Below are 10,800 nucleotides of genomic sequence, written 5' to 3'. Positions count from 1 at the left end.
CAGTACGCCCGGTACAGCTGCGTTTCGGCTCCTCAATCTCGACGAAAATCCCGGCGCGACGCGATGCATTGCACCACGGGCTGCTAGCGGATCTTCGATGAGCTGATCCCACATGGTTATCGATCAGGCTAGGCGCCGCGCAGAGAGCCTGTCAATGTCAACTGTCCGAGCGAACCGACAGTTCGAGCGCAGCGGGGCCACAGCTCGCTCATCAAGACCGACAGTCGGGGTGGGTTGCGACCGACGGTCCGGGACATCGGGCCGGGCGTTTGGACGAGCGTGAGAGACGCCACCGCGTGTGTCGGGCCGCCGGGGTGGCTCCTCGCCACGTGGCACCAAGGCGCCCGCGGGCCGGCGAGAAAGCTCGCCCACGCTGACAGCAGCGGTGGGAGGCGGCAGGTTTCGAGGTCGGCTCGGGCGATCTGGCATGATACGCGTGTGCACACGCGTCCCCACTGGTTTCAGCTCGGGCGAGGGCCTCTCGCCTGCTCGCGGACGGCTTCGTGGATTGGCTCGTCTCGCGCCGCGAACTCTGTCTGCCTCGCGCTGAGCCTCACGCTCGCTTGCAACGACGACACCGTCTCCGCCGACACGGCCACCGAGAGTGACAGCAGCTCGAGCGCCGAGTCGAGCACCGACACGACGCCCGGGATGACGACCGTCACCATCGCCGAGGAGTCCGACTCAGAGAGCGAGTCCGAGTCCGAGACCGGCGAGCCCGAGCCATTTTGTGGCGACGGCAACATCGACAAGGGCGAGGAGTGCGACGACGGCAACATGGCCGACGGCGACGGCTGCTCGGGCGCGTGCATCTCTGCGTGCGGGATCGAGTACTGGGTCGACATCACGATCCCAGCTGGGTGGTTTGACGTGCAGGCCATGCAAGCGCTGCCGTTCGGGCGCATCGAGCTCGCGGGCGACGTGGAGATCCCCGGGAGCGTGGGTCGCCTGCGCTACACCAGCTACATGCAGAGCGAGTTCGAGAGCGCGGTCGAGAGCGCTCCGCTTGGCTCCGCGGGGACCGTGGAGCTGCCGCAGACCCACCAGATCACCGCTGTCGAGATCACCGCGAGCGGCGAGGATCTGCTCGCGCTTGGCACGACCACCCAGGTGTTGGTCGTTGATGAGGCCCCGGTGCAGTCGTACTGGCTGGCCCGCTTCGCCGTCGATGATCTCTCGGTCGTGTGGCGCGTGGACTTGCCCGGCGATGATCCCGAGCTGCGACCCATGGATCTGTCGGTGCTCGCGGCCGGGGATCCGGTCGTCACGCGGACCCAAGTGGTCGCCCCCAACGACAAGGACATCGAGGCCCAGCGCCGCTCGTTCGTCGATGGCAGCGAGGTCTGGACGAGCACGTTCTCGGGCGAGCTCAACGGCGGCTGGTCGCTCGACGAGGCGGTGAAGGTCGCCGTGGGCGCGGGGGATCGGCTGTGGCTCGGGGGCATCGTGCGGGTTGATTGGCAGACCTTCGAGTCGACGATCATCGAGCTCGATCCCAGCGACGGCGCGAGCTTGTGGTCGGGCGTGCCGCTGCCGGATCCAGGCAACGCCTATGAGCAGCGGGTCTGGGATCTGGCGGCGGGGCCCAACGGCGAGGTTGCGATCGGCATCAACGTGATCGGGCCCGCGACGCAGTTTCACCACTTTGGCGCGTTCATGTACGCCGATCACGAGCTGGCGTGGGGGCTCTCGCCCGAGCTGCTGCCGTGGGAAGAGGGGGGGCCGTTCATCTCGCCGCGGGTCGCGTTTGACAGCAACGGCGACGTGTTGGTGACCGGCACCTATACGCATGACTTTGGGATCAACTCGGCCGCGCGGCCGTGGGTGATTCAGCTCGCCAGCGATGGCACCCAGCTGTGTAGTGCCCGCGTTGGCGAGGGGCAGAACGCGGCGATCGTTCCGCGCAATGGGTTCTTTGGTGACAACCGGGCGGCGCTAAACCTGGACACCTACGGCCCTGGTGGCATGGGACCGGGCAGCGCTGGGAACTGGCTGGTGGGGCTGCGCGGGCTGTGAGCTCAGTGTTGAATCGTCACGTAGATGCGCCCACGATAGTCAGCGGGCGCCCGCAGCTCGAGCGCGTACCGACCCGCGTCGAGCTGCAGTGGACCACTGAACGAATCTGGCGCCGTCAGCACCTTTCCGCAGGGCTCGCACTTCGCCACGGTCAGCTCGACTCCAGGTATTTCCTCGCCGTCATCTAGGCCCCACATTCCCAGAATGTAGATCTCGTCGGCGTCAATCTCGAAGCGCCGGGTGAGCCACATCTCGTCGCCTAGCGGGCCGGCCATGATGTCGTTCGCGCAGTCGATCGTGAAGGTCTCCTCGACCCTGTGCTGGCCGTCGACGCTGACGAGGCCGAGGTCGGGCGCAGCCTGTGCCGCCCCGCACGCGAACACGCGCGCCTGAAAGTCGCTGAAGCGGTTGCAGGATGATCCGAGCTCGGGTTTGAAGTCCGCGAGCAGTTGCTGGGTCGTCATACCGAGCACGGACTCGAGCGCGGCGGACAGGGCTGGGCCGTCGGGGTATCGGCCGGTGATACGGCAGACATCGAACACCGCGTCCACGCCGAAGTGCTCCACGAGGTAGGCCACGAAGCGGCCGGCGATTCCGTACGCGGGATAGCGGGGGTGCGAGGGCGCTTCCAGGAGCGGCACCAACAGATCGAAGTCGCTGGACTTCGCGTTCCGTCCCAACTGGCCGTCATAGAACACGGCCAGGCCTTCGCTGAGGACGTGAGGGCAGCTCACCGTTGCGGCGACAGCCATGTGGACGACTTCATGGTCGTGTGGAAGCAGCGGCGAGTGGATGCATTGGGAGCTCGGTAGATAGCACGCGAAGATGTTGTCACCGCACGGGAGATCAGCGGCGTACTGTGCGGGCGAGTACCAGCGAAACGGCCCAAGGTGCTCTGTCACGCCAAACTCCACCGCGAGCGCACCTGCGTAGGCGTCGACGTATGCGAAGGTCCCCGCGCAGGTCTCGTCCGCGGTGCGGTCGCTGCCATCAATGTCGATCCACTCGCCTTGGAACAGCCAGTTTGGTTCGTATGGTTCCGTGCACGCGCTGCTGCCGAGTAAGAGCACGATGATGCCCGCTGCTCCGAACGCGCTCACTCGACTCTCGATGCTCCAGATGTCGGCCTTGGCGTAGTTTCGCCTCTTCATGGTCGGGACTTCAGTGCTGGATCTTCACGTAGACGCGCCCGCGAAAGTCAGCGGGCGCCCGCAGCTCGAGCGCGTACCGACCCGCGTCGAGCTGCTCTGGACCAATGAATGCTTCTGGCGCCGTCAGCACCTTTCCGCAGGGCTCGCACTTCGCCACGGTCAGCTCGACTCCAGGTATTTCCTCGCCGTCATCTAGGCCCCACATTCCCAGAATGTAGATCTCGTCGGCGTCAATCTCGAAGCGCCGGGTGAGCCACATCTCGTCGCCTAGCGGGCCGGCCATGATGTCGTTCGCGCAGTCGACCGTGAAGGTCTCCTCGATCCTGTGCTCGCCGTCGACGCTGACGAGGCCAAGGTCGGGCGCAGCCTGGGCTGCCCCGCACGCGAACACGCGCGACTGATAGTCCTTGAAGCGGTTGCAGGATGATCCGAGCGCGGGTTTGAAGTCCGCGAGCAGTTGCTGGGTCGTCCTGCCGAGCACGGACTCGAGCGCCGCGGACAGGGCTGGGCCGTCGGGGTATCGGCCGGTGACACGGCAGACATCGAGCACCGCGTCCACGCCGAAGTGCTCCACGAGGTAGGCCGCGAAGCGGCCGACGATCCCGTATTCGACGGAGCCGCTGGGGTGGGAAGGAGCTTCCATGAGGTCCACCAACAGCTCGAAACTGCTGGTCTTGGTGTCCCGCCCGAAGGCGCTGTCGTAGAAAACCGCCAAGCCTTCGTTGAGGACGTCAGGGCAGCTCACCGTGGCGGCGACAGCCATGTGGACCAGTTCATGGTCGAGTGGGAGCACAGGCGAGTGGATGCATCGAGCGCTCGGGAGATAGCAGGCCAAGATGTCGTCGCCGCAGGGGAGCTCAGCGGCGTATTGTTCGGGCGAGTACCAGCGAAACGGCCCAAGGTGCGCTGTCACGCCGAACTCCCCCGCGAGCGCACCCGCGTAGGCGTCGACGTATGCGAAGGTCCCTCCGCAGGTCTCGTCCGCGGTGCGGTCACGACCGTCAATGTCGATCCACTCGCCCTGGAACAGCCAGTTTGGTTCGTATGGTTCCGTGCACGCGCTGCTGCCGAGCAAGAGCACGATGATGCCCGCCACAGCGATCGCGCTCAGTCGACCCATCGGCTGTCCCCGAACGTGAGTGTCCACGAACTGCCGCTGCCGTCCTCAAACTCGACATCGAAGCTGTCGATGCTCCAGGCGCTGGGCTCCCTGGTCAGCCATATGTCGGTCGAGTTGATGGCCATGAAACGGTTGGACCCTTCGGCGGCGTCGACACCGGATACCACGAATTGCGCGGCTCCCTCCGGGATCTCATAGCCCAAAACATGGCCGGTGGTAGGCTCGATCACCTTGTACCCGAGTGCCTGCTTCCAAAGACGCACTTGCACCCGCTCCGCGACCAGCGACGCGACGCCGTTCGTGATCACCACCGCGTCGTCTTCGAACACGTCGAACTCTTCGAGGGTGAACCCGGTGCCATTGGCGTCATAGGAGAACGCGGCGGCCGGGCAACCCCGGGGGCCGCACACAGCGTCGAAGCTCGCCGCCGCCGTGACCGCCCCCCCGAGGATCGACGGACCTGCGAGATCAGCGTCGAGCGGAACGGCGAGATCGACACCCACGAAGATGCCGCCGTTGGGGGTGTGCCCGTCTTCGAAGATCTGATCGTTGTTGCCTTGGGCGTTTGTGCACGAGATCCACTCACTCTCGTCCTTCGGCAGGCTCACGCCGTCGATCTTGGTGGGGGTCGTGACGCTGACCACGACACCGGTCACGTCTCCGAAGTCGCCGAGGGTCCAGTGCGACACCACCTGCGGCAGTTTCGCTGAGTTGTTGTTCAGCAAGCTGTCGAAGCACTCCTTGTAGTTTTGCGCGATCCACACCTGGATAGGTGCGACTTTCTTGGCAAAAATGCCAAATGAACCGTCATTGACGCCGGCTTGCAGGCGCTCGGCGAGCGTGATGCAGAGTTGCTGATACATGTCGTATGCACAATACCGCTTGTATACATCTGTATGCTGATAGTCGAATTTGCCGCAGCACGCGATGACTTCGGCCGCGGCGTAGGGTTGAATGTTTTCGTCGAAGTAGTTGCTCTGCTCGCACCACCCGGCCCCGAGCAGGTCGGCGCACGATTTTCCGCCGACCGAGAAATCGAGGCGGGCGTGTAGCTCTCCCGCGCACTGGTACTGGATGCCGATATCGCCTGGACCGGAGAGATTGTGGTGACATTCGTCGGATGCCATCTGCTTGGGGGTGCCGTCGCCAGTTTCGCCCGTGTCGGTCTCGAGGCCACCGGTCTCGAGCGTCCCGGTCTCGTCCCCCGCGGTTGCGTTGGTTGATTCGCACTCTCCAGTCTCCTGCTCACCGCCCTCGAGTTGGGTGCAATCGATCGAACTTGGGTCCTTGGTGACAGGGTCTTTGCAGCCTCCGATCGCTAGCGCGGCGAGCGATGCGGCGAGGGATACCCGCTGAAGGTGGGCGTGAGCGCGAGTCGACATCACGCCTGGGGTCTACTCGATCTACCCCCACACGCTCATGGCAACATTTTCGTGTCACTGACACCCAGACAGGCATTCGGTGAAATAGCCCGATCGCCTAATCCCAATCAAGTTCACGTCGGTTGTCATGGCTTCGCGAATCCCACGTTGTCATCGCACCCCAGGCGCGAGCTGATCCATCGTCACCCTCTACGTTTACCCTGATACCGCCGCAGCAACCCCGTCCGGGGGCAGACATACAGCTCATGCCAGCGGGTCCCGTAGATCGGCCGCCACCCGTCTCGATCGAGGACCATCGGCACGCGCCCCTCGTAGCGAACATCGAGCGCGACCATGCGCTCGAGGTGCTGAAGAATGTGCAGATCGATCGCCTTGCGAACCCGCAGATTCGCGCGAAGCTCGGAGTAGACCTGATCCCACGGCCGCCCGAGGTTGCTGAGCAAGAACCGCCGCAGCGGCTGCAGGTTTTCATTGAGCCACTTGCTGCGCCGCACCTTACCGGGCATTCGCCCATGGGTGGGCTCGGACTCCCACTCGCGGCGATGCTTGGACGCGCGCAGGGTCTTGAGCCGCCAGCCACCGCGGGGGCGCTCGCACAACAGCTTGTTCATGTCAGTACGCATGGTCTCACTCACTCTCGGATCAGCTGCTCACCGCGTCGGCCGCCAAATCGCCAGCGGGCCACGGCGCTGCCGCGCTCGAATTCATAGTGGGCCATTCGGCGGGTGGCCTCGCCGAGCGCGATGTTGGCCTGGGCCTGCGCCTGCAACAGACCAGCGAGGCGCGCGAGGGCCAGCCTGCGATTGGCGTGCTGGCTGCGCTCGCTGGTCGCCCGGACCCCGAGTCCGCTGGGTCGATGCACGATTCGCACTGCGCTGGCGCAGGTGTTCACGTGCTGACCACCGGGCCCGCCCGCGCGGTCGCAGCGGATCTCGAGCTCGCTGGGATCGAGCAGCAGCGCGGGATCCCCCGGCAGCGCGGCCGGTCGCGCGTGCAAGCTGACGCCAGCGAACCACCGCTTGCGCGCGCCCCTGGATCGACCTTGGCGCTGCTGCAGGCGCGGCATCACGAGCTCGTGGGTGCCAAGCAGATCCCCCAGCGCGCCCCGGGCATCGGCGAGGTCGCCCAGCTCGAGCTCGAGCGAGCGTGGCTGCGCTTCATCGCCCATGAACGCGACGGCGCCCCGGTCGAGCCCACGCGCACGACACAGCGCCTGCAGGGCTCCGCCGAGCGCCGCGACAAACACTCGAACCTCTCGCGGCCCCGTGCCCGCGCTGATCATCAGCACCGCGTTCATCGCTTCACCGTCACCAGGGGCATGAGCGCGGCCACCCGCGTCGCCGCGCCGGCTTGCTCGAGGCTATCGACGACCACCTCGACGTCCTTGTACGCGTCGGGGTGCTCCTCGTAGAGCAGGTTCTTGTCGTCACAGATCACCCGCGAGCCGCTTGCGGTCCGGGTCAGCGTCTTGCGCTTGTGCTTGTGCGCGACCTTGGCTCGGGCCTCGCTTCGGGTCATGCGGCGCCCGGCACCGTGCGCGACCGAGCACAGGCAGCCTTCGTGCCCAAGCCCGCGCATGACGTAGCTCGCGGTCCCGCGGGTGCCAAGCACGACGGTTGGCTGGTCGGCGTGGGCGGGCGCGCAGCCCTTGCGATGGACCCACAGGTCACGCCCGTTGGCGCGCTCGAGGTTGACGTCGTTGTGGGTCAGGTCAAAGCTGCCGCGCAGGCGGCCGGGCTTGGCGGCACCGATCGCGTCGAGCATTCGCCAGCACAGCACCAGCCGGTTGGCCCGCGCAAACCGACACGCGCCCGCGAGCTCGGTCAGGTAGGCGTCGCGGTCCGCGGGGCTGGTGAGGCAGCGCTGCCCCCAGCGCAGCGCCAGCGCGCGACCCAGACCCCGCGAGCCGGAGTGGGCGAGCACCGCAAAGTCGCCGCGGCGCAGTCCCCAGCGATCCTTGGCCTGCGTGCTCGCGTTGGCGTTGCCGTAGACCGCGTCGATCTGCGACAGCTCGAGAAAGTGGTTGCCACCACCCACGCTGCCCAGCGACGAGCCGTAGTTGGCGGCGAGCTCGGCGAAGGCCTCGGGCAGCTCGCCGCTCGCCGGCAGGTTGTCGCTGGCGTCCGCGTCAGAGCGCTGCGCGAGCTCGACGAGCGACGCGGGGACACCCGGCACGCGGCACAGCCCTCGCGGGCCTTCGCGCCACACCGCTCGCAGCGCGGCGACGGGGTCGACCTCGGGCAGCGGCGGCGCCTCGGTCTGCTCCCGCACGCGCCGCTCGAGTCGATCACCGCTGAGCTTGAGCTTGGCGAAGGTGATCACCCGGGCCCCGCAGCCCGCGTCGCCGCCGACCAGGGCCGGCATGATGCGACCGTCAAAGCCCAGCGCGACGCCGATCGGCACCGTTGGACCCGGATGCAGATCCGGCATCCCAACCGCGCGCGCGCAGCCTTCGTAGGTCGCCACCCGAGCGAGCTGCTCGATCGCGGCGCCCTCCATCCAGACCTGCTCGTTGGCCATCACCGTGGCGTGCTCGGGGAGCCGCGCGGAGGACATGACCCGATTGTCCATGGCCTCGCGGGGAAGCCGGGCCCCGCGCGAGGCGGGAGGGTTGGTCTCGAGAGTGCCCATGATGGGTGGGCACAGAGCAGGACCTGTTCCTACACCTAAGTAGTTGAAATTATTGATATTTGCGAGCTGATGATGAAAAGCTCACCAGCCTGAATCGATGAAAGGTTCACCGACTCGAGGAATGATTCACCGCTGAAGCGGGAGCCGCTAACCTGGGATCGCCGAGACCAAGCCGCATTCCACGGGGGCGAAGTCCTCGAGCCGGACCGCCCAATAGCCACTGGCGTCAGCGTTGCGCAGGTAGGCGGTGACCTCGAACGCGGGCTCACCCGTGTCCCGCAGCGTGAACGCCTCGAGCGTTGGCTTTGCGTGATCTTGCTGCGCGCGGACGAACTCGATCAGCGGACCACGGACGCGCTCGAGGTCGGCGCACAGCTGCTCGGCGTGATCGAACAAGTGGCGACCGAGCGTGGTGTCGTTGTGGTCGTGGTGAAACAGGTAGCGGACGCCGTTGGCGTCGCGGCCCACGCGTGGATCACCCGGGTTGCCGCGCTCGAGCTCGATCAGGTTCAGCCCGCGATTTCGCTCCCACTCGGGCTCGCTGTTCCACGTGAGCCGATACCAGATCTGGTGCGGAGCGGGCAGTGCGAGCTCGTTTACGGCATCTTCGAATTCTTGCCGGAGCTCGCCCGGCAGCGCCTTGGCTTCAACGCCCGCGCGAGCCACGAACGCCGGCCACGGCTCGCCCAGCTTGCGCGAGATGCTGCGCTGAAACACGCGCGAGCGGTGCGGGTGGGCCATTGGCAGCGCCTCTGTGAGCGCGCCATCACGGTCGAGCACCAACACGACAGCGACCGTCGCCGAGCCCCGGTCAGTGAGGGCGTCGATGACGGTCGGTAGATCTTCGAAGGACCACGCGGCCTGGGGCCGCGCGTGTGATCTGTAGCGTCGGGCTATTTCGATTGCTTCACCAAGTCGCATGTGACCCCCAGTCTCGCGAAAACCAGGGCACAAGGCAAAGGTGCGACTAGCCAACTCTGGTCACCGCATCATGGCGCACGCGCCGAGTGCGACCATCGTGCGCTCGTGCATCGACGCGTACCAATTAAACATCGTCCTATACGACGACTGGGCGAGACCGACTCGTCAGCTCGTTCCCTCGTGCTCGAACAACACGGCGTCGAACAGCCCGCCGGGGGTCGAGGTCCGCGCCCGGCGGTCCGCCTCGCGGAACGCGGCCGCGAAGTCGTGCCCCGCTCCGATCGCGTCGTAGAAGCCCTCCGAGAACGCCAGCGCGGCGCGGTCGTCGAGCGGGCCGTGCATGGTGACGAGGACCGGGACCGCCGTGGGGACCCGACCAGCCGCCGAGCTAAAGCAGCTATTGAGCACGACGCAGCGCAGCCGGCCGCGGGGATGTGCGTATTCGTTGAACAGCGCGGCGAGCTGGGCGGGTGGCACGAGCTTTCGGCCGCCGTCATCGAGGATGATCCCCAGCCCCTCACCGTGACCGGCGATGTGCACGACGTCGTATTGTTGCTCGAGCAGCGCGCGCGACAGATCCGCGAATGATGCCGCCGCCCGCGTCTCGAGCACGATCTCGTCGCGCCGCGAGGCCCGGGCGATCGCCGCTTGAATCACGCGTTGCTCACGATCCACCGCGAGGCTGTCGAGGTCTTGCGGGTTGGCCGACACGAACAGGATGCGGACCAAACGGTCGGTCGGCCTGCGCCCGTCCGTACGCGCGGGCAAGCTCGGGACCGCGCTGGGGTCTGGCGCCAGCGAGGCGAGCACGCGCAGGATCTCGTCGTCGGAGTCGCAGGTGATCGCCGAGATGCCGGCCTCGTCGAGCTTGCTGCGACCCGCCGAGCTGAGCGCCGCCGTTCGCAGCAGCGCCCAGTGGCGTGGCGGCGCGCCCTCGGACAAGCCGCGGGTCTGGTCCACGATCGCGCTGAAGATCGGGTCGTCGAGGGTCGTGGCCACGAACAGCATGGGCGTGGCGATGAACAAGGACGACAGGACCTTGGCGTGAATCGGATCGCGCCACGCGACCTGGGCGTGCTGCTCGCGGGTGAACACCCACGTCGAGCGATCGGGCAGGGTTCCATGGGTCTTGAGCAACCAGTTGGCCCGTTGAACCAGGCCCATGCTCGGGCGCACGTGGGTGACCAGCCGAGACGCGAACGCGCGCTCGAGCAGGCGGTCGAGGTTGGGTGTGACGATGCCCTTCACGCGCGGGCCAAGTCCCGCGAGCACCCGCGCGAGCGCAGGCGGCTCGAACCCGTCATCACAGAGGGCACGCTCCACGACCATGCAGAAGCGCGCGCGGGTCAAGTCACGCTCGAACTCCGTGAACGCGTCGCCAAGGTCCCCACGCGAGCTCAGCTCCGCCAACTCGCGTCGGCGCTGCGCCGAGGTCTGCTCGGGGAGCGCGTCGAGCAGCAGGCGAGTGAGCTCGCGGCGTGTCGGCAACCCCGCCGCGCCGGGGAGCTCGTGACCCACGTAGATGACGAGCGGGGTCGCGAGGGCGCGGAGCTGGTCGAGGTCGATGGACGTACGCATG

9 protein-coding genes are annotated in these 10,800 nt (G+C 66.7%); 1 reads left to right on the top strand and 8 read right to left on the bottom strand.

From position 1 onward, the window contains the following. Nucleotides 1-438 precede the first annotated feature (438 nt). Nucleotides 439-2,016: a myxococcus cysteine-rich repeat containing protein gene (locus DB30_RS35305; protein ID WP_240480404.1), complete on the top strand. Its 1,578-nt coding sequence runs from the start codon at nucleotides 439-441 to the stop codon at nucleotides 2,014-2,016. A gap of 2 nt (nucleotides 2,017-2,018) precedes the next feature. Here DB30_RS35305 and DB30_RS35300 read toward each other — a convergent pair whose 3' ends face one another. The 8 genes from DB30_RS35300 to DB30_RS35265 all read right to left on the bottom strand — a co-directional run bounded on the left by DB30_RS35300 (nucleotide 2,019) and on the right by DB30_RS35265 (nucleotide 10,799). Next, nucleotides 2,019-3,167 (bottom strand): hypothetical protein, encoded by a 1,149-nt coding sequence (locus DB30_RS35300; protein ID WP_052557526.1) that lies wholly within the window; start codon nucleotides 3,165-3,167, stop codon nucleotides 2,019-2,021. Nucleotides 3,168-3,177: 10 nt separating this feature from the next. After that, nucleotides 3,178-4,287 (bottom strand): hypothetical protein, encoded by a 1,110-nt coding sequence (locus DB30_RS35295; RefSeq protein WP_052557524.1) that lies wholly within the window; start codon nucleotides 4,285-4,287, stop codon nucleotides 3,178-3,180. Further along, complete coding sequence (locus DB30_RS35290) at nucleotides 4,275-5,672, bottom strand: hypothetical protein (protein WP_146662049.1); 1,398 nt, start codon at nucleotides 5,670-5,672, stop codon at nucleotides 4,275-4,277. The genes DB30_RS35295 and DB30_RS35290 overlap by 13 nt, the downstream gene beginning before the upstream one ends. Before the next feature lie 179 nt (nucleotides 5,673-5,851). Further along, a complete protein-coding gene (locus DB30_RS35285) occupies nucleotides 5,852-6,280 on the bottom strand; it encodes a hypothetical protein (RefSeq protein ID WP_052557519.1) in 429 nt (142 codons plus the stop codon). 20 nt (nucleotides 6,281-6,300) lie between these two features. Continuing rightward, nucleotides 6,301-6,966 carry a peptide chain release factor-like protein gene (locus tag DB30_RS35280; RefSeq protein ID WP_052557516.1) on the bottom strand — a complete coding sequence of 222 codons (666 nt, stop codon included), beginning with the start codon at nucleotides 6,964-6,966 and terminating at the stop codon, nucleotides 6,301-6,303. Further along, on the bottom strand, nucleotides 6,963-8,300 hold the full coding sequence (locus tag DB30_RS35275) for an RtcB family protein (protein WP_240480403.1): 1,338 nt from the start codon (nucleotides 8,298-8,300) through the stop codon (nucleotides 6,963-6,965). The genes DB30_RS35280 and DB30_RS35275 overlap by 4 nt, the downstream gene beginning before the upstream one ends. 147 nt (nucleotides 8,301-8,447) lie before the next feature. Continuing rightward, nucleotides 8,448-9,086: a hypothetical protein gene (locus DB30_RS35270; RefSeq protein WP_052557514.1), complete on the bottom strand. Its 639-nt coding sequence runs from the start codon at nucleotides 9,084-9,086 to the stop codon at nucleotides 8,448-8,450. A 300-nt stretch (nucleotides 9,087-9,386) separates the two neighbouring features. Further along, nucleotides 9,387-10,799, bottom strand: a complete 1,413-nt coding sequence (locus DB30_RS35265; RefSeq protein ID WP_052557512.1) for an SIR2 family protein — start codon at nucleotides 10,797-10,799, stop codon at nucleotides 9,387-9,389. Between the last annotated feature and the right edge of the window lies 1 nt (nucleotide 10,800).

The organism is Enhygromyxa salina (assembly GCF_000737335.2).
Lineage (GTDB): Bacteria > Myxococcota_A > Polyangia > Nannocystales > Nannocystaceae > Plesiocystis > Plesiocystis salina_C.
This window is presented reverse-complemented; position numbering and strand designations above follow the sequence as displayed.

Bases quoted from the DNA above. Each gene is read 5' to 3' on its own strand.
- DB30_RS35295 (WP_052557524.1), bottom strand. From the start codon at position 4,287: ATGGGTCGACTGAGCGCGATCGCTGTGGCGGGCATCATCGTGCTCTTG.
- DB30_RS35300 (WP_052557526.1), bottom strand. From the start codon at position 3,167: ATGAAGAGGCGAAACTACGCCAAGGCCGACATCTGGAGCATCGAGAGT.
- DB30_RS35280 (WP_052557516.1), bottom strand. From the start codon at position 6,966: ATGAACGCGGTGCTGATGATCAGCGCGGGCACGGGGCCGCGAGAGGTT.
- DB30_RS35265 (WP_052557512.1), bottom strand. From the start codon at position 10,799: ATGCGTACGTCCATCGACCTCGACCAGCTCCGCGCCCTCGCGACCCCG.
- DB30_RS35285 (WP_052557519.1), bottom strand. From the start codon at position 6,280: ATGAACAAGCTGTTGTGCGAGCGCCCCCGCGGTGGCTGGCGGCTCAAG.
- DB30_RS35275 (WP_240480403.1), bottom strand. From the start codon at position 8,300: ATGGGCACTCTCGAGACCAACCCTCCCGCCTCGCGCGGGGCCCGGCTT.